The 26,453-nt window shown below is 69.8% G+C and carries 23 protein-coding genes and 2 tRNA genes; 12 read left to right on the top strand and 13 right to left on the bottom strand.

Annotated elements, in window-relative coordinates; genetic code table 11:
- Positions 1-25: 25 nt before the first annotated feature.
- From STRCI_RS14645 to STRCI_RS14615, 7 genes are read right to left on the bottom strand one after another with little or no spacing between them, the layout of a single operon-like run.
- Positions 26-1,063, bottom strand: coding sequence for a 2-hydroxyacid dehydrogenase (locus STRCI_RS14645; protein ID WP_269659373.1), 1,038 nt, complete (start codon positions 1,061-1,063; stop codon positions 26-28).
- Positions 1,060-2,097: an ABC transporter ATP-binding protein gene (locus STRCI_RS14640; protein ID WP_269659372.1), complete on the bottom strand. Its 1,038-nt coding sequence runs from the start codon at positions 2,095-2,097 to the stop codon at positions 1,060-1,062. The genes STRCI_RS14645 and STRCI_RS14640 overlap by 4 nt, the downstream gene beginning before the upstream one ends.
- Positions 2,075-2,896 (bottom strand): DeoR/GlpR family DNA-binding transcription regulator, encoded by an 822-nt coding sequence (locus STRCI_RS14635; protein WP_269659371.1) that lies wholly within the window; start codon positions 2,894-2,896, stop codon positions 2,075-2,077. Before STRCI_RS14635 ends, STRCI_RS14640 begins: the two co-directional genes overlap by 23 nt.
- Positions 2,893-3,969: an ABC transporter ATP-binding protein gene (locus STRCI_RS14630; protein ID WP_269659370.1), complete on the bottom strand. Its 1,077-nt coding sequence runs from the start codon at positions 3,967-3,969 to the stop codon at positions 2,893-2,895. Before STRCI_RS14630 ends, STRCI_RS14635 begins: the two co-directional genes overlap by 4 nt.
- Positions 3,966-4,790 carry a carbohydrate ABC transporter permease gene (locus tag STRCI_RS14625; protein WP_269659369.1) on the bottom strand — a complete coding sequence of 275 codons (825 nt, stop codon included), beginning with the start codon at positions 4,788-4,790 and terminating at the stop codon, positions 3,966-3,968. The genes STRCI_RS14630 and STRCI_RS14625 overlap by 4 nt, the downstream gene beginning before the upstream one ends.
- Positions 4,787-5,662, bottom strand: coding sequence for a carbohydrate ABC transporter permease (locus tag STRCI_RS14620; RefSeq protein WP_269659368.1), 876 nt, complete (start codon positions 5,660-5,662; stop codon positions 4,787-4,789). The genes STRCI_RS14625 and STRCI_RS14620 overlap by 4 nt, the downstream gene beginning before the upstream one ends.
- Positions 5,662-7,083 carry an ABC transporter substrate-binding protein gene (locus tag STRCI_RS14615; protein WP_269659367.1) on the bottom strand — a complete coding sequence of 474 codons (1,422 nt, stop codon included), beginning with the start codon at positions 7,081-7,083 and terminating at the stop codon, positions 5,662-5,664. The genes STRCI_RS14620 and STRCI_RS14615 overlap by 1 nt, the downstream gene beginning before the upstream one ends.
- Positions 7,084-7,241: 158 nt before the next feature.
- On the opposite strand from STRCI_RS14615, the gene STRCI_RS14610 reads away from it, so the two are divergent.
- From STRCI_RS14610 to STRCI_RS14600, 3 genes are read left to right on the top strand one after another with little or no spacing between them, the layout of a single operon-like run.
- Positions 7,242-8,672: an FGGY-family carbohydrate kinase gene (locus STRCI_RS14610; protein WP_269659366.1), complete on the top strand. Its 1,431-nt coding sequence runs from the start codon at positions 7,242-7,244 to the stop codon at positions 8,670-8,672.
- Positions 8,673-8,719: 47 nt separating this feature from the next.
- Positions 8,720-9,331, top strand: coding sequence for a histidine phosphatase family protein (locus tag STRCI_RS14605; protein ID WP_269659365.1), 612 nt, complete (start codon positions 8,720-8,722; stop codon positions 9,329-9,331).
- 12 nt (positions 9,332-9,343) lie between these two features.
- Positions 9,344-10,117: an SAM-dependent methyltransferase gene (locus STRCI_RS14600; RefSeq protein ID WP_269659364.1), complete on the top strand. Its 774-nt coding sequence runs from the start codon at positions 9,344-9,346 to the stop codon at positions 10,115-10,117.
- A 212-nt stretch (positions 10,118-10,329) separates the two neighbouring features.
- On the opposite strand, the gene STRCI_RS14595 is transcribed toward STRCI_RS14600, so the two are convergent.
- Complete coding sequence (locus STRCI_RS14595; protein ID WP_269659363.1) at positions 10,330-11,712, bottom strand: amino acid permease; 1,383 nt, start codon at positions 11,710-11,712, stop codon at positions 10,330-10,332.
- Positions 11,713-12,075: 363 nt separating this feature from the next.
- On the opposite strand from STRCI_RS14595, the gene STRCI_RS14590 reads away from it, so the two are divergent.
- On the top strand, positions 12,076-12,657 hold the full coding sequence (locus STRCI_RS14590) for a biotin transporter BioY (protein WP_269659362.1): 582 nt from the start codon (positions 12,076-12,078) through the stop codon (positions 12,655-12,657).
- A gap of 128 nt (positions 12,658-12,785) precedes the next feature.
- On the opposite strand, the gene STRCI_RS14585 is transcribed toward STRCI_RS14590, so the two are convergent.
- Entirely contained in the window at positions 12,786-13,511 is a 726-nt protein-coding gene (locus STRCI_RS14585) for an LPXTG cell wall anchor domain-containing protein (RefSeq protein WP_269659361.1), read from the bottom strand.
- Between the two features lie 195 nt (positions 13,512-13,706).
- On the opposite strand from STRCI_RS14585, the gene STRCI_RS14580 reads away from it, so the two are divergent.
- The gene (locus STRCI_RS14580) at positions 13,707-15,809 is read left to right on the top strand and encodes a serine/threonine protein kinase (protein ID WP_336298798.1); all 2,103 of its coding nucleotides are present in this window, start codon (positions 13,707-13,709) and stop codon (positions 15,807-15,809) included.
- 52 nt (positions 15,810-15,861) lie between these two features.
- Here the strand turns inward: STRCI_RS14580 and STRCI_RS14575 are convergent, their stop codons facing one another.
- Entirely contained in the window at positions 15,862-17,319 is a 1,458-nt protein-coding gene (locus STRCI_RS14575; protein WP_269659360.1) for an amino acid permease, read from the bottom strand.
- Between the two features lie 216 nt (positions 17,320-17,535).
- Between STRCI_RS14575 and STRCI_RS14570 the strand changes: the two genes are divergently transcribed.
- Positions 17,536-18,021 (top strand): ribose-5-phosphate isomerase, encoded by a 486-nt coding sequence (locus STRCI_RS14570; RefSeq protein WP_269659359.1) that lies wholly within the window; start codon positions 17,536-17,538, stop codon positions 18,019-18,021.
- Positions 18,022-18,101: 80 nt separating this feature from the next.
- Positions 18,102-18,920: an Fpg/Nei family DNA glycosylase gene (locus STRCI_RS14565; RefSeq protein ID WP_269659358.1), complete on the top strand. Its 819-nt coding sequence runs from the start codon at positions 18,102-18,104 to the stop codon at positions 18,918-18,920.
- A gap of 12 nt (positions 18,921-18,932) precedes the next feature.
- Here STRCI_RS14565 and STRCI_RS14560 read toward each other — a convergent pair whose 3' ends face one another.
- Positions 18,933-20,189, bottom strand: a complete 1,257-nt coding sequence (locus tag STRCI_RS14560; RefSeq protein WP_269659357.1) for a GNAT family N-acetyltransferase — start codon at positions 20,187-20,189, stop codon at positions 18,933-18,935.
- A gap of 162 nt (positions 20,190-20,351) precedes the next feature.
- Here STRCI_RS14560 and STRCI_RS14555 point away from each other — a divergent pair, with 162 nt between their 5' ends.
- Positions 20,352-21,542, top strand: coding sequence for a PP2C family protein-serine/threonine phosphatase (locus STRCI_RS14555; protein WP_269659356.1), 1,191 nt, complete (start codon positions 20,352-20,354; stop codon positions 21,540-21,542).
- Complete coding sequence (locus STRCI_RS14550; protein WP_269659355.1) at positions 21,539-21,979, top strand: HD domain-containing protein; 441 nt, start codon at positions 21,539-21,541, stop codon at positions 21,977-21,979. The genes STRCI_RS14555 and STRCI_RS14550 overlap by 4 nt, the downstream gene beginning before the upstream one ends.
- A gap of 4 nt (positions 21,980-21,983) precedes the next feature.
- Here the strand turns inward: STRCI_RS14550 and STRCI_RS14545 are convergent, their stop codons facing one another.
- A complete protein-coding gene (locus STRCI_RS14545; RefSeq protein WP_269659354.1) occupies positions 21,984-23,135 on the bottom strand; it encodes an acyltransferase family protein in 1,152 nt (383 codons plus the stop codon).
- Between the two features lie 455 nt (positions 23,136-23,590).
- Between STRCI_RS14545 and STRCI_RS14540 the strand changes: the two genes are divergently transcribed.
- Positions 23,591-23,785, top strand: a complete 195-nt coding sequence (locus STRCI_RS14540) for a hypothetical protein (protein WP_150949237.1) — start codon at positions 23,591-23,593, stop codon at positions 23,783-23,785.
- Between the two features lie 136 nt (positions 23,786-23,921).
- Positions 23,922-24,356, top strand: a complete 435-nt coding sequence (locus tag STRCI_RS14535; RefSeq protein WP_269659353.1) for a DUF7144 family membrane protein — start codon at positions 23,922-23,924, stop codon at positions 24,354-24,356.
- Positions 24,357-26,099: 1,743 nt separating this feature from the next.
- Here the strand turns inward: STRCI_RS14535 and STRCI_RS14530 are convergent.
- Positions 26,100-26,173, bottom strand: a tRNA-Gly gene (locus STRCI_RS14530).
- Positions 26,174-26,302: 129 nt separating this feature from the next.
- Here STRCI_RS14530 and STRCI_RS14525 point away from each other — a divergent pair.
- A tRNA-Pro gene (locus STRCI_RS14525) sits at positions 26,303-26,379 on the top strand.
- Positions 26,380-26,453: the final 74 nt, after the last annotated feature.

Here is a 26,453-nt window from a genome sequence, read left to right as displayed (position 1 = left end):
GGTTCCTCGGGCTCCTCGGGCATCCTCAGGTCAGACAGTGCGCCAGCGGCTCCCGGCGCGCCCAGCGGCCCACCTCCGCCGCCGCGATGGTCGCCGCCTTCTCCGCCACCGCGCGGCTCGCCCCGCCGAGATGCGGGGTCAGCACCACCCGGTCGGCGAGCGCGCGCAGGCGGGAGCCGGGCGGCAGCGGCTCCGTTACGAAGGTGTCGAGCGCCGCCGCCGACAGGTGTCCGCGCTCCAGCGCCGCGCACAGCGCGTCCTCGTCGAGCAGCGGGCCGCGTGCCGCGTTCACCACGACCGCGCCGGGCGGCAGCAGCGCCAGCTCCCGGGCGCCGATCAGGCCGCGGGTCTCGGCGGTGAGCCGGGCGTGCAGGGTGATCACCCGGGAGCGGCGCAGGAGTTCGTCCAGGGAGCCGAGCCGCAGTCCGTGGATCTCGCCGTGCACATAGGGGTCGTGGACCATCACCCGGGCCCCGAAGGCGCACAGCACCCGGGCGACCCGGCTGCCGACCGCGCCGTAGCCGACGAGCCCGACGGGCAGGTCCTCCAGCTCCAGACCACTGTGCTCGTACGTGTAGTAGGCGGCGCCCGCCCAGCTGCCCCGGCGGGCCAGCGGTTCATGGGACTGCGGGATACGGCGCAGGGCGGCCAGCAGCAGGCCGACGGTGAACTCGGCGGTGGCGGCGGCGTTCCGGCCGGGCGCGTAACAGACTCGCACGTCATGGGACTTGGCCGCGTCCAGGTTCACATTGACCGGGCCGCCCCGGCAGACGACGACAAGGCGCAGCGCGGGGCAGGCGGCCAGGACGCGTGCGGTGACCGGGCCCATCTGGGTGACCAGCACCTCGCGGTCGTCGGCGAGCGCCTCGATCAGCGCGTCCTCGGCATCGCTGGCCTCCGCCACCTCGGCCACCGGCCCGAACGGCTCCAGCGGCCAGCCGAGCGTCAACTCCCTAACATCAGCGGCCGTTTCATGCCGTATGGCATCGGTGATCAGCCGGGGCAGGACGAAGTGGTCCCCGGCGGCCACGACCCGCACACGCTTGTCGGAGGTGGAGTTCATCGCAGGGCGTCTCCCGTCCTGGCGTCGAAGACATGGATGCGAGCGGTGTCCGCGCGCACATGGACCCGTTCGCCATGGGCGAGGCGCGCTTCGGGGCCGGTGAGGACGACGAGGGGCTGGTCGACGCCGTCCAGGGCGACCGTGGCGATCCCCGCCTCCAGCAGCGGCTCGTGGGCGACGACCCGGGCGGGCAGACCGTCCTGGCCGGAGAGTTCCAGGTCCTCGGGGCGGATGCCGACGGTCACCTCGTGGCCGGGCGGGACCCGCACGCGCAGCGGGCCGCTCAGGGAGCCGGGGAGCAGGTTGATCGCGGGTTCGCCGACGAAGTCCGCGACGAAGCGGTTGGCGGGACTGTCGTAGATCTCGTACGGGGTGCCGAGCTGCTGGATCACGCCGTCCCGCATCACGGCGATCCGGTCGGCGAGCGAGAGGGCCTCCTCCTGGTCGTGCGTGACCAGGATCGTCGTATGGCCCAAGTCCCTTTGGATGCGCTTGAGTTCACGGCGGGTGGTGTCGCGCTGGGCCGCGTCCAGATGGGACAGCGGTTCGTCGAGGAGGAGGACGTCCGGCTCCCGGATCAGCGCCCTCGCCAGCGCGACCCGCTGCTTATGGCCGCTGGACAGACCCGCCGGACGGGCGTCCAGCAGCCCGGTGAGACCGACGCGCTCGGCGATCTCGGCGACCTTGGTGGCGACATCCTTGCGGCGGCCCCGGGCGCGCAGTCCGAAGGCGAGGTTCTCCGCGACGGTCAGCGGCGGATAGAGCGCGTAGTTCTCGAAGGCGACCCCGATGTTGCGCCGCTGGGCGGGCAGTTCGAGCACCGAGGCGCCGCCCACCAGGATGTCCCCGCCGGTCACCGGCTCCAGACCGGCGATCATCCGCAGCGTCGTGGACTTGCCGCACCCGGACGGCCCGAGCAGCCCCAGCAACTCCCCGGAGCGCAGCGCGACATCGATCCCGCGCACCGCCTCCACCGGGGGCCGCCCCCGCGAACGGTAGGTCTTGCGCAGCTCACGAAGGACCAGCTCGGTCATCGCCGCCACCGCCCCTCATGACGCAGACCTCGTAGGGCACCTTGTGCTCGTCCAGGTCCCGCAGCGCCTCGGCCGGTGCCCCGTCGTCGATCAGGAGCAGATCGAAGCGGGACAGCGGCACCACCCGGTGCAGGGCGGTCCGGCCGAGCTTGGTGTGGTCGATCAGCAGCACGTTCCGGGCCGCCGCGTCGAGCATCGCCCGCTTCACCGACACGATGTGCTGCTCCTGGTGGTAGGCGTAGCCGCGGTGCACGGCCGACGTCGACGCGAAGCAGACGTCCACCCGGAGCTGCTCCACCGCCTCGACGCAGGACACCCCGAGGAAGGAGGAGTGCAGCGGGTCGTAGTCGCCGCCGAGCGCCATCAGATGGATGCCGCGCTGGTCGGCCAGGAGGTTGATCGCCTCCAGGAAGTTGGTGACCACGGTCAGCGGGCTGACCTCGCCGAGCCGCAGCCGGCGCGCTATCTCCAGGGTGGAGGTGGAGTCGTCCAGCATGATCGCCATCCCGGGCTCGATCAGCTTCACCGCCCGGTCGGCGACGGCGGCCTTCTCCGCGCGCATGCTCTTCAGCCGGTACTGCACGTTCGACTCGAACACCCCGGACGGCTGCGCGGTCACCCCGCCGCGGAACTTCCGTACGATGCCCTGCCGTTCGAGTTCGTCCAGGTCCCGGTGGATGGTCATCAGGCTCACCCCGAACCGCTCGGCGAGCTCCGCCGCGGTCGCCGAGCCGTCCGCCAGGACCCGCTCCGCCATGGCGGCCTGACGGGCCGCTGGCCCCTGAGTTGCGTTGGTCATGGCACGATCCTTCGTCCTGGGCGCTCCGGCCGGTCGGCCTCGAACAGCAGCAGGTTCTCAGGCCGGACGGTGACCCGTACCGGATCGTCGGGACGCAGTCCCGCGGCGTCCGCGCGCGGGGCCACCAGGGAGAGGTGCTGCTCGCCGATCCGGACCGTGACCTCGACGGTACGGCCGATCGGCTCGGTGACGTAGACCGTGCCGGTGAGTTCGTGACCGGGGCCGCCGCCCAGGGTGAGGTCCCGGGGCCGGACACCGACCAGGACCTCGGTACCGGCCTTGGCCCGTACGGGCAGTTCGACCTCGCCGTCGGCGGACCGGAAGCCGTCCTCGGTGACCGTGCCCGGCAGCAGATTGATCCGGGGCCGCCCGAACGCCCGCGCCACCTCCGTGTCGTGCGGCCGGTACCAGATCTCCTCCCGGGTCCCCGTCTGCACGATCCGCCCGCCCCGGATCACCCCGATCCGGTCGCCCAGCGCCAGCGCCTCCACCGAGTCATGGGTGACGTACAGCGTGGTCGTCCGCCGCACCGCCCCGATCGCCTTCAGCTCGGCCCGCATCCGCTGGCGCAGCTTGGCGTCCAGATGAGACAGGGGCTCGTCGAGGAGGAAGGCGCGGGCGGGCCTCACCAGCACCCGGCCGAGCGCGACGCGCTGGCGCTGACCGTTGGACAACTGGCCGACCGGCCGCTCCAGCAGCCCGCTGATCCCGAGCAGTTCGGCGACCGAGCCGATCGTCTCCCGGGCCTCGGCGGCGGGCAGCCGGTGGCGGGGCGAGCGCAGCGGCGAGGCGAGGTTGTCGTACACGGAGCGGTGCGGGTAGAGGGCGTAGCTCTCGAAGCACATGGCCACGCCCCGGTCGTAGGGCTCGACGTCCCGCATGTCCCGCCCCGCGATCTCGACGGTCCCGGCATCCGGCGGCTCCAGACCGGCGACGGTCTTCAGCGTGGTCGTCTTGCCCGCGCCGGACGGCCCGAGCAGACAGAAGAACTCCCCTTCCCGTACGTCGAGTTCGAGCCCGTCCAGGGCAGTGACCCGGCCGTACGCCTTACGGATCCCCGTCAACACGATCACGACTTCACCGCCCCGAAGGACAGCCCGCGCACCAGATACCGCTGGATCAGCAGCGCCAGCAGCAGCGGCGGTACGACGGAGACCAGCGCCGCCGCGGCCGTCAGGTTGTACTTGGGACGGTCGCCGCCGAGGAAGGACAGCGCGCCCACGGTCACCGTCTGGGCCTCGCTGGAGGTGAGGATCAGCGGGAAGACGAAGTTGTTCCAGGCGAAGATGAACGCCAGCAGCGACACCGCCGCGATGCCCGGCTTCACCAGCGGCAGCGCCACCTTGAAGAAGGCCTGCTTACGGGTGTAGCCGTCGAGCAGCGCGGCCTGCTCCAGCTCCGGGGTGAGATCCGCGAAGTACGAGCGCATGATCCACACGATCAGCGGCAGGGTGACCAGCTGCAGCACCCACACCATGCCGACGTAGGTGTCGAACAGGCCCAGCTCCTGGTACAGCACGAACAGCGGGATGATCACGGTGAGTTCGGGCGCGAACCGGAACGACAGCAGCGTGAACATCAGGTTGTCCGAGCCCTTGAACCGCCAGCGCGCCGAGGCGTACGCGGCCGGCAGCCCGACCACGAGGGAGAGCGCGACCGCGCCCACCGACACCACCAGGCTGTTGACGAAGAACCGTACGAAGGGGATGCCCTCGCTGTCGCCGAGCACCGTGCGGTAGCCGTCGAGGGTGGGGGAGAAGGAGAAGTAGGTGCTGAAGAGCTGCTCGGTGGGTTTCAGCGAGAGGATCAGCATCCAGGCGATCGGGAAGAGCGCGAAGACGAAGTAGAGAATGAGCGCCGCGTCGGCGAGCCACCCCAGCAGCCGTTTCCTCATCGGACCTCCGCGGCCTTGCGCTGGATCCGCCCCAGATGCCGTACGAGCACCATCGCGGCGAGGTAGACCACGGCCCACAGCACGATCGTGTAGCTGATCCCGAAGGAGTAGCGCTGGAAGCGGATCGCCTCCAGGTACGCCCGGATCTGGAGCACCACGGTCGAGTCGCCGGGGCCGCCCTCGGTCAGGGCATAGATGATGTCGAACACCTTCAGCGAGTCCATGAACCGGAAGATCACCGCGACCAGCACATACGGCCACAGCATCGGCAGCGTCAGCCGTCGGAAGGTGTACCACCAGCTCGCCCCGTCGACGGCCGCCGCCTCGAACGGGGAGGTGGGCAGGGACCGCAGTCCGGCGAGGGCGAGGATGGCGACGAACGGCGTGTAGACCCAGACGTCGACGGCGATCGACGACAGCAGGGCACCGGTCGGGGTGTCCGTCCACTGCACCCCGCCCAGGCCGAAGGGCTCCAGCAGATGGTTGATGACCCCCACGGACGGCTGGAGCATCAGCTTCCAGATGATCGCCGCGATCACCGGCGCGATCATCAGCGGCAGGATCAGGATCTTCTCCAGCACCCGCCCGACCAGCGAGGACCGATGCAACAGCAGCGCCACGGCGACCCCGAGCACGGTCTCCACGGCGGCCGCCCCGACCGCGTACAGCACGGTCACCCATGCCGAGTTCCAGAACGCCTCCTGGGTGAACACGGTCTCGTAGTTCTCCCACCGCACCATGTCCGGCTGCGGTTTGCTCGCCGAGAAGTCGAACAGTGTGTAGTAGAGGCCGAGTCCGAAGGGGTAGAGGATCCCGCAGGTCAGCAGCAGCGCGGGGACGATCAGGAGGTACGGGCGCAGGGCGAGCCGCATCATCCGACCTTGTCGGCGAGACCGTCCGCCAGCTCGTCCAGGACCGACTCGGCACCGGCGCCGCCGTAGATCTCCTGGAGGGCCGAGGCCCAGCTGGTGGTGGCGTCGAAGAACTGCGCCTGCGGAGTGAACTGGATCTTCGTCTGGTCGACGACCGTCTCGAAGGTCTCGATGAAGCCGGGCAGGCCCTTCATCTTGTCCTTGTAGGCGCCGTCCTCGGCGATGGACCTGCGCACCGGGTCGATGTGGTTGTGCGTGATCGCACCCTTGCGTAAGTGCTCCTTGCCGGTCGCCCACTGCAGGAACAGCCAACTGGCGCTCTTGCGCCTGCTCTTGGCGTTCATGCCGAGCGACCAGATCCACATGTTGGTGGCGAGCGACCCGTCCGGACCCTTCGGCCCCGGATGGAAGGCGATCCTCCCGGAGGCGGGACTGGCCCCCTCGACCGCCTGGAAGTAGGCGGCCGTGTCCGCGTCGAACAGCATCCCGGCCTTCCTCGCCCCGAGATCGCTGGAGCACTGGTACCAGGTGTACGACGTCCAGGACGGCGGCCCGCCCCGCCTGACCATGTCGGCCCAGTCCTCCGTGAAGGCCACGGCCTCGGGGGTGTTCATGGCGGGTGTGAGCTTCTCACCGCTGACCGTGAAGTCCCGCAGACCGTTCCGGGCGTACATCGTCATGAACCCGGGGTGGATGGTCGCCCAGCTCCGCGAGCCGCGTACGGCGATCCCGTACATGCCATCGAAGCCCGCGCCCGGCGCCTTCCGCTTGATCGTGCCGGCGATCTCGCGCAGCTCGTCGAAGGTCTCGGCGGGCCTGAGGCCGAGCCGCTCGAACACGTCCTGGTTGTAGGCGACCACGTTCGTCTCCCAGCCCCACGGCAGCGCGTACTGCCCGCCCCGGCCGAGCGGGGCACCGGCCCTCAGCGACCACTGGTCGGCCTGGAGCAGATTGGGGAAGAAGTCGTCCTGGTCCCATTCGCCTCCGGTGGCCGAGGAGTTGGCCATCCAGGGCCCGAGGTCCTCCAGCCACCCCGGCGGCCCGTACTGCCACACCATGTAGGCGCCGAGCATGAAGACGTCGTAGGAGGCGCGCCCGCTGGACAGGTCGACGGTGAGCTTGTCGAAGTAGTTGTCCTCGGGGAAGACGTCGTACTCGACCTTGATCCCGGTCTGTTCGGTGAACGACTTCAGGTCGGCGATCAGGGCCTCGGTGTACGGGTGCTTGTTGAGCAGCGCCTTGACCGTCGTGCCCTTCTCCCGCCGCCAGTCGAAGGAGCCGGTGACATCGTCGGCGGCCGAGCCGTCCCCCTGCTTGTCGTCCCCGCCGAACCCGGCACCGCAGGCCGGCAGCAGCGGGGCCGCGGCGAGGGCGGCGCCCAGGGCGAGAAAGCGGCGGCGGTCGTGCGCGTGCGTGTCCATCCGTGACCTCCACGTGGGGTTGGTGCCCGGTTAACACGGCGAGTCGACTCGCTAACAGAGGGTGGAACGGCGGAAGTTGGGCGTCAATCCCTCGCGCACGCGAAAATATCGGTGCAGAGTGAGAAGTTCACGTGACGGGACGTTCCCCGGGAGGTTCGATGACGGCTTGGCTCGGGATCGACCTCGGCACGCAGAGCGTCCGGGTGCTGCTGGTCGAGGCCGACGGGACCGTCCTCGGCTCCGGCTCCGCCCCGCTCGGCGGGCGCCGGGACGGGGTGCGGCACGAGCAGGACCCCGGGCGGTGGTGGGACGGCGTGTGCGCGGCGGCCGGTGCCGCGCTCCAGGGCCGGGCACGGACCCGGATCGGCGGGCTCGCGGTGTGCGGCACCTCCGGCACGGTGCTCCTGACGGACGGCGCCGGCCGCCCGATGAGCCCCGCGCTGATGTACGACGACGCCCGCGCGGCCGAGGAGGCGGCCCGGGCACGGGCGGTGGGCCTGGCGGTGCAGGACACCTGGGCACTGCCGAAGGCCCTGTGGCTCCTGCGTGCATACGGCCCCGGCCGGATCACCCACCAGCCGGACGTCATCGTCTCCCTGCTCACCGGTGAACCGCCCCCGGCGGACTCCAGCCACGCCCTGAAGACCGGCTACGACCTGGAACGGGACAGCTGGCCCACGCGGTTCCCGCCGGACCTGCCCGAGAGTGCGCTGCCCGAAGTCGTCCGCCCCGGCACCCGGCTCGGCGAGGTCTCCCCGACCGCCGCCGAGGCCACCGGCATCCCGGCCGGCACCCCCGTCGTCGCCGGGATGACCGACGGCTGCGCGGCCCAGATCGCCTCCGGCGCCCTGCGCCCCGGCTCCTGGAACTCGGTGCTCGGCACCACCCTGGTCCTCAAGGGCGCCTCCCCGACCCCGGTCCGCGACCCCACCGGCGTGGTCTACAACCACCGTGCGCCGGACGGTGGTTGGCTTCCCGGCGGCGCCTCCGGCGTGGGCGCGGGCATCCTCACGGCGGCGTTCCCGGCCGCGGACCCGGCGGCGATGGACGCACGGGCGGCGGCGCACGAACCCTCCGGGGCGATCAGCTACCCGTTGGTGTCACCGGGAGAGCGATTCCCTTTCCTGGCCCCGTCGGCAACCTCGCTGCTCCTGGGGGAGCCGGAGAACGACGCCGACCTGTGGGCGGCTCTCCTCCAGGGCGTCGCCTTCACGGAACGGCTCTGCCTGGACTACCTGCACCACTTGGGCGCCCCGCTGGACGGCCCCCTCACGTTCACGGGCGGCGCCGCCCGCAGTCGCTACTGGAACCAACTCCGCACGGACATCCTGGGCCGCGCGGCCCACGTCCCGAGGGAACCGGAGCCGGCGTTGGGGATGGCGGCGCTGGCGGCGTACGGGACGGGAGGGGTGGCGGGTTCGTTGGCGGATGTGGCGGAGGGGATGGTGCGCGCGGGGGTGGTGACGACCCCTCGCCCGGATCGGACGGCGAGGTTCATGGAGCCGTACGCCAGGCTGGTGGACGAGCTGGAGGCAAGGGGATGGCTGCCGGAGCCGGCGGCAACACACGCACGCGAGCGTCTCGGGTAGGGCGGCACGACAAGCCCCCACGCGCCCGCACCCGAAATACTGCCCCCATGACCGCCACCCTCCTCCTCACCCGCCACGGCCAGACAATCTGGCACGCCGAAAACCGCTACGCGGGAATCACCGACGTCCCCCTGACAGAGACCGGCCACGTCCAAGCACAGTCCCTGGCCCACTGGATCTACACCCACCCCGTGGACGCCATCTGGACCTCTCCCCTCTCCCGAGCGGTGGCCACCGCCCAGCCCGCCTGCACGGCACTCGCCCTCACCCCCCACCAGGACCACGACCTCCGAGAGTGCGACTTCGGCGTAGTGGAAGGAAGAACGCTCGCCGAGTTCGAGGCGGAGAACCCGGCCGCGGCACAGGCATTCCGGGAAGACCCCGTGTCAAACCCCTTCCCCGGCGCCGAGGACCCGCGCTCCGCGGCACACCGAGGCGCCATCGCCCTACGCCGTATCGCCATCGCCCACCAGGGCGAACGAGTCCTCGTCGTAGCCCACAACACCCTGCTCCGCCTGGTCCTGTGCACGCTGCTGAAGATCCCCGCACAGAACTACCGCCGAGTCCTCCCGCGCCTGCGCAACACGGCGATCACCGAAGTCCGGATGAACTCCGAAGGAGCCGCCGCACTGATGTCCCTGAACGTGCCCTGCGAGTAGCACCATGGGCGCATGACGGAGATCGACACCTCGGTACCCCACTCGGCCCGCATCTGGAACTACTGGCTCGGCGGCAAGGACAACTACCCGGTGGACGAGGCTGCCGGTGACGCCTACACCGCCGTCTTCCCCGGCATCGTCACCATCGCCCGCGGCAGCCGTGCCTTCCTCGGCCGCACCATCCGGTACCTGGTGCGGGAGGCGGGCGTCCGCCAGTTCCTGGACGTCGGCACCGGCCTGCCCACCGTCGACAACACCCATGAGGTGGCACAGCGCCTCGCACCGGAGGCGAGGATCGTCTACGTCGACAACGACCCCTTGGTCCTCACCCACGCCCGCGCCCTGCTCACCTCCACACCCGAGGGAGTGACGTCGTACGAGAACCTGAGCCTGTACGAGCCCGAGCGGATCATCGAGGCGGCCGCCCGCACCCTGGACCTCACCCGGCCCACGGCCCTGATCCTCAGCGGCATCCTCGGCCATGTGCCCGACCACGCCGAGGCCTGCGCCCTGGTCCACCGTCTGCTCGCGGGCCTGCCCTCGGGGAGTCACCTCTCCGTCAACGACGGTTCCCGGGGCACCGATCCCGCCTACGAGGAGGCGCAGGACGCCTACAACGAGTCCGGTGCCGTCCCGTACTTCCTGCGTCCCGTGGCGGAGATCGAGGCGTACTTCGAGGGCCTGGAGCTGGTCGACCCGGGAGTCGTCTCGGTACCGCTGTGGCGCCCGTACGAACCGACCCTGGCCCCGATCGGGCAGCACGGCGGCCTGGCCCGTAAGCCGTAACCCGTCAAGAACCCATAACCCATCAGGAACCAGGAAACCCCCGCGAGTCACGTCCTCGCGGGGGCTGCCGTCATTCCGCCTGCCGGCGTGAAGGGTGAGAAGACGATCACGAGGCAGGGCTGCCACCTTATTGCAACCTATATGCAACAACAAGAAGTCAGCGAAAAGCCCCCGTGCGGGTCGCACGGGGGCTTCGCGGCGCGGTGAGGGCGTCAGCCCTGCGCGGCGCGCGCCCGCTGCCAGGCGTACCCCACAACCGCCAGGAACAGCGTCATCCCGCCGGTCGAGTAGAGCTGCACCCGGGTGTCCGGCTCCCGCGCCATCAGCACGAAGATCGCGACCATTCCCGCCAGCGCGACCCACGTCAGCACCGGGAACGCCCACATGCGCACCGTCAGCTTCTCGGGGGCCTCGCGGTCCAGGCGGGCGCGCAGGCGGAGTTGGGAGACCGCGATGAAGATCCAGACGACGAGGATGACCGCGCCGATCATGTTCAGCAGCCAGGGGAAGACGTCGTCCGGACGCCAGTAGCTGAGCAGCACGCAGACGAAGCCGAACACCGAGGAGGCGAGGACGGCGATCCGCGGGACGCCGGAGGTCACCCGGCCCAGCGCCTTCGGGCCCTGGCCGCGCTGGACCAGGGAGTAGGCGATGCGCGAGGAGCCGTAGATGTTGGCGTTCATCGCGGACAGCAGGGCCACCAGCACGACCACGTTCATCAGCTGGCCGGCGCCGGGGATGCCGAGTTCGTCGAGGGCCGCGACGTACGGGCCCTTCTCGGCGACCTCCTTGGAGTCCCAGGGGACCAGGGTGACGATGACCGCCATCGAGCCGATGTAGAACAGCGCGATCCGCCACATCGCGGTACGGACCGCGCTCGCCACGCCCTTGACCGGGTTCTCCGACTCGGCGGCGGCGATGGTCACCGTCTCCATGCCGCCGTACGCGAAGACCGAGGCGAGCAGGCCGATGATCAGGCCCTCACCACCGTTGGGCAGGAAGTCGGTCAGGTTGGCGGTGCCGGGGGAGTCGGTGCCCGGCAGGACGCCGAAGATGGCCAGTCCGCCCAGCACCAGGAAGAGGCTGATCGCGCCGACCTTAAGGGCTGCGAACCAGAACTCGAACTCGCCGAAGTTCTTCACGGCGGCGAGGTTCGCGCCGCAGAACACCACCATGAACAGCGCCACCCACGCCCACTCCGGCGTGCCGGGCAGCCAGCCGGTGACGATCTTCGCGGCGCCGATGCCCTCCAGGCCGACCGCCGTGCAGAGCAGGACCCAGAAGGACCAGCCCGCGGTGAACCCGGCCCAGGGCCCGATCGCCCGCTCGGCGTGCGCCGAGAAGGAGCCGGAGGAGGGATAGGCGGCCGACATCTCGCCGAGCATCCGCATCACCAGCATCACGAGGAGGCCGGATATGGCGTAGGCGACGACGATCGAGGGCCCGGCGGCGGCGATACCGGCGCCGGAGCCCACGAACAGACCGGCGCCGATGACACCACCGAGGGCGATCATCGACAGATGGCGCTGCTTGAGGCCGTGGGAGAGGGTGACACCGTCCTGCTGCGGCGGCGTCTCGACTGTGGTGCTGGGCATGGGCGCGGCTCGTCCAATGCGTGAGATGGGCAAAAACCCCGTCAGTCTGTGGGCCGTGTCCGCTCAGACGCAGAGGCTGCCCAGTATCCGGACAGGTACGGCACAGAGCGTACGGGACCCCTCACGGCCGCCCGATGGGCGAGCGTTGGCGGAAACCTACAGAGCCTCCGACGCCCCCTTCGTGACCTGCGCGTCCTCACCTCAGTGACCGGCATCACGCCACAGCGCGCATAACCCCTCCCCTTTGTACGGAGCCCACCAATCCCGCGTTCCGCCCTTTGTCGACCACTGACGGTGATCGTCTCGCCGCCGCTGGGATAGCGTCGCCCTGTCCCCACCTCCCCCCGTCTCCGCGGAGTCCCCATGAGCACCGCCGCTGTCGCCACCCCCGTCCGCACCGGACAGGTCCTCGCCGACCTGCTCCCCGCCTCCCGTGTCCGGGACCTGGCGCTGGTGGTCGGCGGTGCCGCGCTCACCGGGCTGGCCGCTCAGCTCTCCGTGCCGGTGCCGGGCTCTCCGGTCCCGGTGACCGGCCAGACCTTCGCCGCGCTGCTCGTCGGCACCACCCTCGGCGCGAGCCGCGGTGTCGCGGCGCTCGCCCTGTACGCGCTGGCGGGCCTCGCCGGTGTCCCGTGGTTCGCGAACGGCAGCCACGGCCTCAGCGTCTCTTTCGGCTACATCCTCGGCATGCTCCTCGCCTCCGCCGCCGTCGGCGCCCTGGCCCGCCGCGGCGCCGACCGCTCGATGCTGCGCACGGCCGGCACGATGCTGCTCGGCGAGGCGATCATCTACGCGATCGGCGTCCCGTACCTGGCCCTGGCGGCCGGTATGTCGGCCTCCGCCGCCATCGCGGCCGGCCTGACGCCGTTCCTCGTCGGCGACGCCGTCAAGGCGGCCCTGGCGATGGGTCTGCTGCCCACCGCCTGGAAGCTGCTCAAGAAGTGACGCTCCGGAAGAGGCTCGCCGGGTCGACCTGAGACCTCAGCCCGGCGAGCCTCTTCCGTGTCTCCGCGTCGTACGGCCGGATGACCTGACAGGTGCCGTCAGGTCATCCGGCCGATGGACTTTCGGTCTCAGCTCTCCTGCCGCACCGGCCGCCGGAACTGCGACCACCACAGTCCGGCCGCGCCCGCCGCGATCAGAGCCGCCCCGGCCGCGCCCAGCGGCAGGACGTCGCGTTCGGCACCGGTCTTGGGCAGTTCGTCACCGCCGGGCGCCACCGGCTGGTTGTCGGTGCCCAGCAGCAGCGGGGTGGCGGGGGCGTTCGGCGAGGGGTTCGTCGTGCCGAACGGCACCGGGCCCTGCTGCCAGTACGTCTTGTCACCCGACGCGGTCTGGACGGGCAGGCAGATCTTGCCCGTCTTGCTCAGGTCGTACGTCGCATCGACGTCGTACGACTTCGAGTCACCGGCCGCGAGATTGTCCACCGCACAGGCGAATCCGCTGTTCGAACCTTCCGGGAGATCGCCTTCGGCAATCTTTGAACAGCCCTGAACGTTATTGACCGTCAGGCCGTCGAATCCGACGACCAAAAGCCTGATCTCTCCGCTCTCCTCGGTCCCTTCGTTTTTCACCGTCGCGGTGATCGCCGTTTCCTGCGACGCGTTGTCGACCGAGATCTTCTCGGGCAGAGTCGTGGTCAGTTCCACGCCCGCCGGTGCCTCGTCGACGGCCTTTCCCCCCTTGCTGCTCTGAGGTCCCTCGTCATCCGCGGCGGCGGTGAACGGAAGGATCATCACTGCCGAAAAAGATGCTGCAACCAGCGATCCCGCGATGGTCGTCCTACGACGAGAACTCATGTTCGTCCCCCTTGGCTGCGCCTGAATTCGCAGTACTTGAAGAGGTACCACAAGATTTCTCCGCACTATGCTGGTGTGGCGCGAAGTGTGACCATCGTGTTTCAAACGGACAGGCGCAGTAGGGTTTTGAGGGGGTGCAGCGGATTGCCGGGGAATACGGGAAACACGAGGAGCGGCGGAGTTCCAGGGCTCCTGGTGACCGGACGCTATCGACTGGTCGAGAGTATCGGCCAGGGCGGAATGGGGCGGGTGTGGCGAGCGGCCGACGAAATACTCGACCGCCCGGTGGCGATCAAGGAAATGCGGATAGACGGTCTCGACGCCGAGGACACCCGCACCCGCCGTGAACGCACCCTGCGCGAGGCCCGCGCCACCGCCCGCATCGACCACCCCAACGTGGTGCGCGTGTACGACGTGGTGGACGAGGGCGAACGGCTCTGGATCGTCATGGAGTTGGTGGCCGGCCGCTCCCTGGAACGCCTCATCGTGGAGGACGGGCCGCTGAGCCCCTCGGAGGCCGCGCGCATCGGGCTGGGCCTGGTGGCGGCGCTGCGCCAGGTGCACGAACGGGGCGTGCTGCACCGGGACATCAAGCCCGGCAACGTCCTGGTGGAGACGGGCGCGAGGCGCGTGGTCCTCACGGACTTCGGCATCGCGGCGATCCAGGACGCCAAGGCCCTGACCATGGTGGGCATGCTGGTCGGCTCCCCCGACTACATGGCCCCCGAGCGCATCTCCGGCCGCCCCCAGGGGCCGCCGTCGGACATCTGGTCCCTGGGCGCCACGCTGTGCGCGGCCCTGGGCGGCCGGTCCCCGTTCTCCCGCGACACCACGCTGGCGACCTTGCACGCGGTCCTGTACGAGGAGCCGGAACTCCCGCCCGGTACCGGCCCGTTGACCGCCGTCCTGGCCGCCCTGCTGGAGAAGGAGCCGGACACCCGCCCGAGCCTCACGGACCTGGAGGACGCCCTCCACCCCATCGCCTTCCCCGCACCCACACCCACTGTGACGGTGGGTACTCCGGGGGAGCCCCAGGGGGACACCGGGCAGCCGGAGACGGCGGCACCGGCGCCCTCCGTCGGCCCGGAGTGGCCGGAGGCGGCCGCCCCGGAAGGGACCGGGGAGCCGCAGACGGCGGCCTCGGTCGGGACGACGGAGCCGGACCCGGCGGAGCCACCGCGGTCCGAACAGCCCACCCCCGGACCCGACCCCAGGGACCTCGCTCCCCCCGAGCCCGCCGACACCCCACCCACCGAGGCACCCCGGGCGGAACCTCCCGAAGACCCCCGTCCCACCCGCGACTTCGGGCGCCGCGCGATTCCTCGTACCCCCAACGCCTCCACCGAGGCCGCCTCCGAGGCGCGGTCCGAGGTCCGTTCCGAGGTCGGTTCCGAGACGCCCGCCCCTCATCCCCGGGCCGGCGCCTCCTCCACCACGGGCGTCTCCCTCATCCGCACGGAGACGGGCACGGAGACGGACACGGAGACCCGGGCGCGGGCGGCGTCCGAGACCAAACCGGCAGCCGTACAGAACGCCGAGGCCGAGACGGAGCACCGCCCGGCACCCACCCGAGCGGCCACTCCCACGCCCGTTCCCACGCCCACCCCCAGCGCCACCCCCGACGCCCACCCCACGTCCCCGGGCGAACTCCCCGGCCCCGCGGTCCCCACCCCCCGTCCCGCGCGCCGCCACCGTCCCGGAGTTCTCGCCGCCGTCGGCCTGGTCACCGTCGGAGCGGTCGTGGCCGTCGTGCTGGTGCTGAACTCGGGCTCGCCGGACGACGACAAGGCGGGCGGCTCGACGCCCTCGTCCGCGTCCTCGGCCGCCCAGAACTCCCCGTCGCCCACTGTGGAGGGCACCTCCCGCCCGCAGTCCCTGCCGCCGGGAGCGCGCACCGAGGCCGGGGGGTTCGCCTGGGTCACCCCCGAGGGCTGGCGGCGGGACGTGAAGACCGGCGCGGAGGTGCACTACACCTCGCCCGACGGTAAGCAGGAGCTGGTCGCCAAGTCCTCCCTCGCCCGCGGCGACCTGATGGAGACCTGGGAGACCTCGGAGCAGAACGCCCACCAGGGGCAGGCGTACCGGAAGATCCGGCTGGAGGAGACGACGTTCCGCGGCTATCCGGCGGTCGAGTGGGAGTACACCTTCACGCTCAAGGGCGTCCCCTGGCACGCCCGGCTGCTGGGCTTCAATGAGAAGGGGAAGTCGTACCAGATCAACACCTGGTACCAGCCGGACATCGAGACCGAGGCGCTGCGGACGTACGAAGAGGTGAAGGACAGCTTCACCATCCTGTAGACACGGGAAAGGGGGCCCCGAGGGACCCCCTTCCGCGCTATGGCCGCAGAGCTCAGCCGACGTTGACCTCGTCCGCGTCGAGCTCGCTCTCGACCCGGACCTTCACGGCCGGGGCGCCCGTCCGGCCGCCCTTGCCCTTCACCTTGTCCTTGATGAAGGCGATGGCCAGGACGACCGCCGCGACCAGCAGCGACAGCAGCACCGTCTTACGGCCGTCGTGCTCGGTGTCGGTCAGCATGTAGCCGAGCACGAACACGATCAGTGCGGCCGCGGCCCAGGTCAGGTACGGGTACAGCCACATCCGCACGACCAGCTTCTCGGGCGACTCCCGCTCGATGATCTTCCGCATGCGCAGCTGCGAGAAGCAGATCACCAGCCACACGAAGAGCGCGACGGCGCCGGAGGAGTTGACCAGGAAGAGGAAGACGGAGTCCGGGAACTTGTAGTTGAAGAACACCGCGACGAAGCCGAACACGACCGACGCCATGATCGCGACGACCGGCACACCCCGGCCCGTGGTCTTCGCGAACGCCTTGGGCGCGTCCCCGCGCTGGCCGAGCGAGAAGGCCATCCGGGAGGCGGTGTACAGACCGGAGTTCAGACAGGACAGCACCGAGGTCAGCACGATGAAGTTCATGATCTGACCGGCGTGCGCGATTCCGAGGGAGTCCAGCGCGGCGACGTAGGAGCCGTCCTCGGCGATCGCCTTGGAGTCCCAGGGCAGCAGGGTGACGACCACGAAGATCGAGCCCAGGTAGAAGACGCCGATACGCCAGATGATGCTGTTGGTCGACTTGGTGACGGCCCGCTGCGGGTCCTCGGACTCACCGGCGGCCAGCGTGGCGATCTCGCTGCCCATGAAGGAGAAGACGACGAGCAGCACACCGGTGAGGATCGCGCCCGGTCCGTTGGGCAGGAACCCGCTGTGCTCGGTGAGGTTGGCCAGACCCGCCTGCTCGGCGTCGACGCCCGGCAGCAGACCGAAGACGGCGAGCCCGCCGACCACGATGAAGGCGCCGATGGCGACGACCTTGATACCGGCGAACCAGAACTCGAACTCGCCGTAGGAGCCGACGGAGACCAGGTTGGTGGCGGTCAGCACGACCATCACGATGAGCGCCCAGGCCCATTGCGGGACGGCCGGGATCCAGCCCTCCAGGATCACCGCGCCGGCGGTCGCCTCGACCGCGAGCACGACCACCCAGAAGAACCAGTACAGCCAGCCGATGGAGAACCCGGCCCAGCTGCCGAGCGCGCGGTCCGCGTGGGCGGAGAAGGAGCCGGACGTGGGGTTCGCGGCGGACATCTCGCCGAGCATCCGCATCACCAGCACCACGAGCGTGCCGACGAGCGCGTACGACAGGAGGATGCCGGGGCCGGCGGTGGCGATGCCGGAGGAGGACCCGACGAAGAGTCCGGCGCCGATGACACCGCCGATGGCGATCATCGACAGATGGCGGTTCTTGAGCCCTGCCTGCAGGCCGTTACCGGGGTCGCCGGTGGAGGTCATAGGGGGGATTCCTTTGTGCCGGGTGAGCAGTTTCCCGTACGAGCGGAGTACGGGGGCCGAACAAGTTGGTCCAGTGAATCGGAGGCAAAGGAATCTGAGAACCTTTGAATCCGGATCGTTACTTGAGGTTTCCCTGAGGTTCTGCGGTATCGCTCACATTTTTCGAAGCCAACCCCCGGGGCGGCTGCCCGGGAACGTCCGTGTCACACTCATCGCATGCGCGTGTATCTCGGCTCCGACCATGCGGGCTTCGAACTCAAGAACCACCTCGTCGAGTGGCTCAAGGCGGCGGGCCATGACCCCGTCGACTGCGGCCCGCACATCTACGACGCCCAGGACGACTACCCCCCCTTCTGCCTCCGCGCCGCCGAGCGCACGGCCGCGGACCCCGACGCCCTCGGCATCGTGATCGGCGGGTCCGGCAACGGCGAGCAGATCGCGGCGAACAAGGTCAAGGGCGTGCGTGCGGCCCTCGCCTGGAGCGAGGAGACCGCGGCCCTGGGCCGGCAGCACAACAACGCCAACGTGGTGGCGGTGGGCGGCCGGATGCACACGCAGGACGAGGCCACGAAGTTCATCGAGACCTTCCTGGCCACCCCGTTCTCGGGCGACGAGCGTCACATCCGCCGCATCGACATGCTGGCGGACTACGAGACGACCGGCGACCTCCCCCCGATCCCCCCGCACCACCCGCAGCAGTAGGGACAAGGCGCGGACCGTACGCCGGCCCCCCCCCGGGCGGGGGCCGGCGTACGGATGGAACACGGACCGAAGGAGCCACCGTGCCCGAGGGGCACACGATTCACCGGCTGGCCCAGGACTACGCCGCCGCCTTCGCCGGCACGGCCCCCCGGGTCACCAGCCCCCAGGGCAAGTTCTCCGACGCCGCCGCCCTCCTCACCGGCGCGACCCTCACCACCACCGAGGCCCACGGCAAGCACCTGTTCCTCGGCTTCACCGAGTCCTGGATCCACATCCACCTCGGCCTCTTCGGCAAGGTCGGCTTCGGCCCCACCCCGGCGCCCCCGCCCACCGACACGGTCCGCCTGCGCCTCACCAACAGCACGGGCTACGTCGATCTCCGTGGCCCGACCACCTGCGCGCTGATCACCCCGGCCGAGAAGCGGTCCATACACGACCGCCTCGGCCCGGACCCGCTGCGGGAGGACGCGGACCCCAAGGGCGCGTACCGCCGGATCTCCCGCAGCCGCACCACGATCGCCGCCCTGCTGATGGACCAGAAGATCATCGCGGGCGTGGGCAACGTCTACCGCGCCGAGGTCCTCTTCCGCCACGGCATCGACCCCTACCGCGCGGGCAAGGACATCACGCCCACGCAGTGGGACGCGCTCTGGACCGATCTCGTGGACCTCATGCGCGAGGGCGTCCGCAACAACCGCATCGACACCGTCCGCCCGGAACACACCCCGGAGGCTATGGGCCGCCCGCCCCGCGTGGACGACCACGGCGGCGAGGTCTACGTGTACCGCAGGGCCCACCTGCCCTGCCACCTCTGTGGCGGCGAGATCCGCACCGCCGATCTCGCCGCCCGCAATCTCTTCTGGTGCCCGAACTGCCAGAAGCCCTCGGGCAGTTCCTGAATCAGGCCGTTGTTAGAACCCGTGCGGCATCCAGGGCGCCACCACTGACCCGAACCCCACCGAGGCCTCGGCCAGCGCACCCTGGCGCACCTCGCGCACCCGCCCCGCCGCCCCGAGCGACGCCAGGCTCACCGCCCCGAGATACGCCGACCCCAACTCCCGTACGGTCAGGGAGAGATCCGCGGCGTCCGTGGTCCGCTCGCAGGACGCCCCCTTGGCGTCCCCCGACAGCCGCCAACGCCCGCTGTTCCAGGGGCAGAAGGCATCCTCGACGTCCAGCACCACATCCACCGGCGTCTGGTACGTCCGCGCCTGAAGCGCCGCCCCCACATCGACGAGCCGCACATACAGCCCGTCCCGGAACCGCGGCCGGCACCGCCGGATGTCGGAGACCTGGTACTGCCAGGCCTCGTCCATCGGCCGCCCGTACACCCGCAGCGTCGTGGTGAGGTCGATGTCGAACAGGAACCGCCACAACGCGGCCTGCGCGGTGGCGTCCACCGCGGCCAGCTCCCGCAGCTGCACGACGCCGTTGTGCCCGCTGACCTCCCACTCCGGCTTGACGGCGTACCGCGCGTACCCCACGGTCTCCCCGTCCCGCTCGGCGAGGACGCACTGGAGCGGCGACGCCCCGTCCCGCCCGTCCTCCGGATCGAGCACCCCGACCCGTTCCCACCCCGGCCGGACCCGGGCGAGCATCCCCGGCCGAACCGGCACCAGCGCCGCGTACACGGACTCGCACGCGTCGACGACGTCCGCGGGCTCCGCGTACCGCAGCCGTACGTCATCCGTCCCGTCCGGCACCGACAGGCGCACCCGGCTCGTATCGATCTCCGCGGCGAGCTGGAAGGACCCCACGCCGTACCCGAACCGGCCGTAGATCGCAGGCTCGGACGCCGTCAGCACCGCCAGCGGCTCGCCCCAGGACCGCACATCGTCCAGTTGCCTGCGCATCATCGACGTGAGGATGCCGCGCCGCCGGTGGGTGGCGGCGACCCCGACCATCGTCACGCCCGCCGCGGCCACCGAGGCCCCGCCCGGCACGGTCACCCCGAACCGGAACGCCCCCGCCGAGCCCACGCACAGATCACCGTCCCAGGCGGCGAAGGAGCGGTCGAACTGGGTGAGTCCCCGGTACAGTTCACGTTCCTCGGCGGGCTCCGGCAGCCCGCCGAAGGCGCGCAGCAGAACGTCGTAATAGGTGTCCCAGTGCTCGGGCAGCAGCTCCCGCAGCTCGATCGCGGAACCGGTCGTGAGTTGTGTCCCCATGGACCATGCCTACCAGGGCAATGCGGGACGAGCCAGGGAATTTCCGCCGGGTGGCCGCGCGATGGCTTCTCGTGAAGTTCACTGTGAAGTTGAGCCTCGGACGGGGGACAAGTGGGACCTCCCGTGCCAAGCGGCTGGTCCGATGGATAGGGTCCCGAACTAATGGCAGCAGGACGAGAGCGGCGAGCGGCCGCCGACACCTTCGCGGCCCGGTTGCGAATGCAGTGGCACCGGGTCCGCGTCGGCCTGCGCAGAAGCGCCGTGGACTACTTCCGCGGCGACGGCTCGGACTGGATCGCGCTGGCGGGACTGCTGCTCACCGTCCCGCTGATCGCGGCCACCACCCTGGCCAACTCGGTGTGGTGCTCACCCTCCGCGCTGGTCCTGCCGATCGTGGCCGGTGGACTGCTGCTGCGCCCGGCCAGCCTGCTCGGCCTGTACGCGGCCGCCGCCACCGCGCTCATCGTGGAGTCGGTCCAGCTCGGCCCGTACACCGAGGGCGCCGCCCGGGTCACGCCCGGCGTGGTCCTGGTGGTCGCGGCCTGCGGTTTCGTCGGACTGCTGATCGCGCAGTTCCGCAGCCGGGTCGGCGTACCCTGGCGGCGCGGCGGCACCATGCTCTTCGACCTGCGTGAACGCATCCGGGTGCAGAGCAAGCTGCCGCAGCTGCCGAACGGCTGGCACCGCGAGATGGCGCTGCGCCCGGCGGGCGGCCAGTCGTTCTCCGGTGACTTCGTTGTCGCGGCCCGCACGAACAGCGGCCGCACCCTGGAGGTCGTCCTGACGGACGTCTCCGGCAAGGGCATGGACGCGGGCTCCCGGGCCCTGCTGCTGTCGGGCGCCTTCGGCGGACTGCTGGGCAGCCTGCCCCCGCACGCCTTCCTCCCCGCCGCCAACGGCTACCTCCTGCGCCAGGACTGGGACGAGGGCTTCGCCACTTCGATCCACCTCGTCCTGGACCTGGACTCCGGCGACTACGAGCTCTACTCCGCGGGCCACCCGCCGGGCCTCCAGCTCAGCGCGGGCAGCGGACGCTGGGAGGAGAAGGCCGCCGAGGGCCCGCTGCTGGGTGTGTACGACGGCGCCCAGTTCGACCCGGTGAAGGGCTCCCTGCGCCCCGGCGACGTCCTGATGCTCTTCACGGACGGTCTGGTGGAGACCTCGGACCGGGACATCGTCGAGGGCATCGACCGCCTCACCGGCGAGGCCGACCGCTATGTCGCCGGCGGCTTCCACGGCGCCGCGTGGCACCTCATCGAGGCGGTGGCCAAGGACGTCAACGACGACCGCGCCCTGCTGCTGATCTGCCGCGAGGGCCCCACGGTCACGGCACAGGCGGGCGTCCACGGATGACGCTCACCCTGTCCGAGGTCGAGTCCCTCGCCCGCGCGGCCCACGAGGGCCAGACGGACAAGGCCGGCCGCCCCTACGCCGAGCACCTCGAGGCGGTCGCCGACGGGGTCCGCGCCCGCGGCGGCGACGAGCACCAGATCGCCGCGGCCTGGCTGCACGACGCCGTCGAGGACGAGGCCGTGACCGAGGACTGGCTGCGCGAGGCCGCCCTGAGCGACCGCACCAGGAACATCGTCCTGGCCCTCACCAAGCGGCCGGGGGAGCCGCCGGCGGACTACGCCGGCCGCATCCTGGCGACACCGGGCGCCCGCCTGGTGAAGGAGGCGGACCTGGCGCACAACGCGAACCCGGCGCGGCTGGCGGTGCTGGACGAGGCGACGCGCACCCGGCTGACCGAGAAGTACGCGAGGATGCGCGCACTTCTCGGTCTGGAGTGACCGGTCAGGCGTCGACCTTCTGGCGTTCGCGCCGCTGTGACTGCTCGCGCTCCCGGGCCAGCTTCGCCGCGTCCTTCTTGAACGCCCACTTCATCTCGGGCTCCATCACGCACCGGAACACCCGCCGCACCGGCGAGGTGCACAGCAGGGTCACCCCCGCCGCCGCGACCACGGTGACGAAGATCTCCCCGAACAGCCCGTGCAGCCACGCGTGCTCGTACCAGCCCTGGTAGTCCCCGGCCTTCACCACGAACCCGTGCAGCAGATAGCCGTACAGCGTGCCCGCGCCGAGCGCGGTGAACCACATGTGCCGCCGCGGCACCCAGGCGAAGAAGCACGCGGTGAGGACCAGCGAGCAGCCGAACAGCGCGAGCACCATGACGGGCCCGGTCCACCACGGCGCGCCCAGCTCCTGCGCGGAGTCCCGGTGGTAGAACCAGCCCGTGTTCATGCGCGGTACGGACCACCAGCCGACGGCCAGCGCCAGCGCGAACACCGGCACGGACAGGATCCGCACCGAGCGGCGGCGCACCCACTGGAAGTGCTCGGCCTTCATGTTCAGGCCCAGCACGAAGAACGGCAGGAACTGGAGCACCCGCTGGAGGTCCAGGTCGTCGCCGATCTCGGGGGTGACGGACGCCAGCATGGCGATGCCGAGCGCGACCGGCAGGGGCCACCGGATCAGCTTCCACACGGGCGTGGTCAGCCGCCAGACGAACAGCGCGACCAGGAACCAGGTGAGGTACCAGGGATCCAGCAGGCTGACCGTCATGTCCGGATCGTCGTCGATGACCCGCTTGAAGAGCGGATAGGCGGTCTCGAAGACGATGTACGGCACGGCCACGCCGGTGATCAGCCGCTGCAGCCGGTCGGGGCGCATGTCGAAGCTGCGCGAGAAGTAGCCGGAGATGATGATGAACGCCGGCATGTGGAAGGCGTACACGACCGTGTACAGGCCCTCCAGGATGCGGCTCTCGCCCTTCAGGGGCTCCCAGGCGTGGCCGACGGCCACCAGGACGATCGCCAGGAACTTGGCGTTGTCGAAGAATGCGTCGCGCTGCGTGCCGCCGGGCGCGGTCGGTCTGTGCTGTGTCTGGAGCGGTGCTCCGTGGTGGCCGTGCTGTGTCGTGGGGGAGGACGAGGCAGCGTGCAACATCTGAGGCACCCTAGCGGCGGCTGTGCGTATTAGTAAAACGTGCGACGCCATTGCTGCCTATTCAAGGTGAACTGGCTTTCGGGTCAACCGAGATGTGTCCACCTTGTACCACTTAATCCATGCTAAATGGTACATAACGCTACGTGTGGGCCGGAGTTGGAGACACCTCGGCAGCTCCTGTGACGACAATTCGAAATGCCTGCGAACGCGTTGCGTGGACATGGAAACGATCACGCTGTATTCCTCGTACGAGTGCCTATTCGAATTACCGTGCGGGGCGCATGCGATGGCCGCCCGCGCGGCGCGGATCCGCCCGCGCCGACCGGAGTTGTGACCACCGTTGCCCCACCCGCCGCATACGGCGGGCCTGTTGGTGGCACGATGGTTCTGGCGGGGGTGCGCGGGGATGGCGCCCCCGGGCCGGGAGAGCGGACCGACCGAGGGTGTGATCAGTTGTGGCCATTTCGCTGTCAGTGGTGCTGCTGTTGGCGATCATCTTGGTGGTGTTGATCCGTGGCGGCTCCCTCAAGGCCGGCCCCGCCGTCGTCGCCGTCCTCTTCGGCTTCTTCCTGGCCTCCACGGGCATGGCCGACGACATCCAGCGCTTCCTCGACTCGATAGCCGAGACGATCAACTCGATCCAGTTCTGAAACCCGCGGATCTCTGCCGAGCCCGCTGCCGTCCGACGGGTTGCAGTCGCGGTGCCGAACGATCGCGGAGATCCTGACAGTGGAGCGTGGCCGGCGTTGCGCGCCGGTGACCGTGCTGTACAGGAAGGTGGCGGCCATGGCGACGATGCCGAGCGAGACACGGCGGGGGTACGGGGGGCCGGGCACCAGCGAAGGTCAGCTCAGCGGCGCGTCCCTGTTCGCCGGGGCCGTGCTGATGCTCAGCGGGCCGCTCAGCATTCTCATGGGGGCGTCCGGCATCGCGGACGACACCCTGTTCGACGCGTCCCGGTACGCCTATCGGTTCGACCTGACAGCTTGGGGCTGGATTCACATCGTGGTCGGAGTGGCACTCGTCATCGCCGGCATAGGGATCGTGGCCAACAAGAGCTGGGCACGCGGGGCCGGTGTGGCGGCGGCAGGGGTCGGCCTGATCACTCAGTTCATGTTCGTTCCGTACTACCCGCTGTGGGCCATCCCCATGATGACGCTCGACCTCTTGATCATCTTTGCCCTGGCGAGGTTCCACGTCGGAGCCGACGGCGATCAGTGAAACAAAACGATCAGGGCCAGGCCGGAGGATTGATCCTCTGACCTGGCCCTGATTCGTATGGAGCGGGCGACGGGAATCGAACCCGCGTAGCCAGTTTGGAAGATCGCGTATGTGGATGCGGCCTGAGCTGGCTCGATGCTGACCTGGGCGTTCTTGGACCACTTGCCGGTGTTCCCTGTCGTTCGCCGTGGGTTGCTGCTCGATCGGGCACGCAGGGGGCACGTGTGACCTTCCTCGCGTAGGTGGCTCTCCAGTGCCCTCATCGGTCGGTCAGTCTTGGGACCGCCAAAGCGATCTTGGGATGTGGGGCCCACGTTGCTGCAGCTGTGGCCGCACGGGCTTGAAGGCCCAACGGCGAAGCCTGTTCGGTAGCACGGCTCGCACAAGGAAGATCACGAACCCGCCGAGTCCCAGACCGGCCGGAATGACCATCAACTTCTCAAGCCACCCAATCTCGGCACTCATGGCGTATCCGCCGATAATGCCGCTGACGAGAGTGAGTGCCCCGCAGCCCATCGAGCACAGCGCATACCAGACACGAGAGCGAAGCATGGGCGGAGCCTTCCACATGCATGCACTGCTTGGCACAAGGTCGGCGTAGCGACTTTGGCCGGGAGCTGCTTTGGCGCGAGTGATCATGGTCCCGTAAGCTTCCGGCGCGTCGGGCAGTCTCTCCTCGCCCGCATGCACGCAGCGCGCCGCCTGGCGCGGCCAGCCGGGCGAAGACAGAGGCAGGCCGCGCCGTCGAGGCGGCGCGCGCCCGCGCCGTGCGCGGGCCTTGATTGAGTAGGGAAAGTTTGACCGCACTGCTCGCTTGTGTCTCTGCGAGTACCGATCGCACTACCTCGTGTGCCGTCTTACCTGCTGCTTTGCGCATGTCCCGCATTGGCATATTCGTCTCTTGTCGCTTTGCTTGTCTCAGGTGAGACGGCTGGGCGACATGGAGTCATGTCCAGTCGGCGGAATCGGACCCGTAAGGCCGCGCAGAGACCTGTACGCCAGCAACACGTGCAGCCCACTGGCAGGGTCCATCCATCCACTCCTGAGGATGCGCGTGCAAAGGCTGTGCAGCAGCTATTGGGGCCAGGGGCCGAACGCGCGCGCCTCGCCGCCGAGTTGGAGCGTCTGGACGCCGTGCTGCGGCCGCTCATTCTCGAGGCGGTCGAGGCTGGCGTTCCGTATCGCCGTATCGCCGAGCTGACGAGCATCTCGCGGGCGACCGTGGCTCGTTGGGGCAAAGAGGCGACGGTCGGTAGTCCATGAGACGTCGGGGGCCGTGCCCGAGGGAAGCGGACACGGCCCGACCGATTCGAAGGAGTCAATGCCATGTCGAATCGATCCGTGACCATTCTGTCTGATCGACCAAGCGCCACGTCTGTTCGGCTGAGCCGTGGTTGTCCGGCCTGCGGTGCGGTGGCCTGCGTCGATCCTGAGCAGTGCCTGTACTGGCTGGCCTCTCGTCCGTGGGCGGAGTGCACCGAGTGCAGGGGAAGTGGTGGGAAGGCTGAGGTCAGCCTGTCTCCACTCTGTGATTGGTGCTACGGCTCCGGACTGGAGGAATACGCCACTGTTCCGATCGATATCGGTGATCGGGCCACGGGGCAACACGCGGCTGCGGTGGGTGCCCTCCGGGAGCTGCTCACGCGAAAGGGGCACGCGGGAGACACGGCAGGCTGAACACGGCCCCCGGAAACGATCAGGACCAGGCGGAGGAATCATCCTCTAACCTGGCCCTGATTCGTATGGAGCGGGCGACGGGAATCGAACCCGCGTAGCTAGTTTGGAAGACTAGGGCTCTACCATTGAGCTACGCCCGCACAGGACGCGCCGCAGGTCAGGTGACCGCGGCACGGAAGCATCGTAGCGGGTCGGCCCCCCTTGGCGCACACCCCGTAAATGCGGCAACCCCATGGCCTGCGGGCATGTACCCTACGTGTCGCACCAGACGGGGTGTGGCGCAGCTTGGTAGCGCGTCCGCTTTGGGAGCGGAAGGCCGTGGGTTCAAATCCCGCCACCCCGACCACCTGCCCGATCATCCACAGTGATCGCCTTTGGGTCGTTCGGCGCCTGCGGTTACTATGCAAGCTGCGCGCCCGT

This window comes from Streptomyces cinnabarinus, from assembly GCF_027270315.1.
GTDB classification, from domain to species: domain Bacteria; phylum Actinomycetota; class Actinomycetes; order Streptomycetales; family Streptomycetaceae; genus Streptomyces; species Streptomyces cinnabarinus.
Note: the sequence above shows the minus strand (reverse complement) of the source record. Positions and strands in the feature narration are given on the sequence as shown.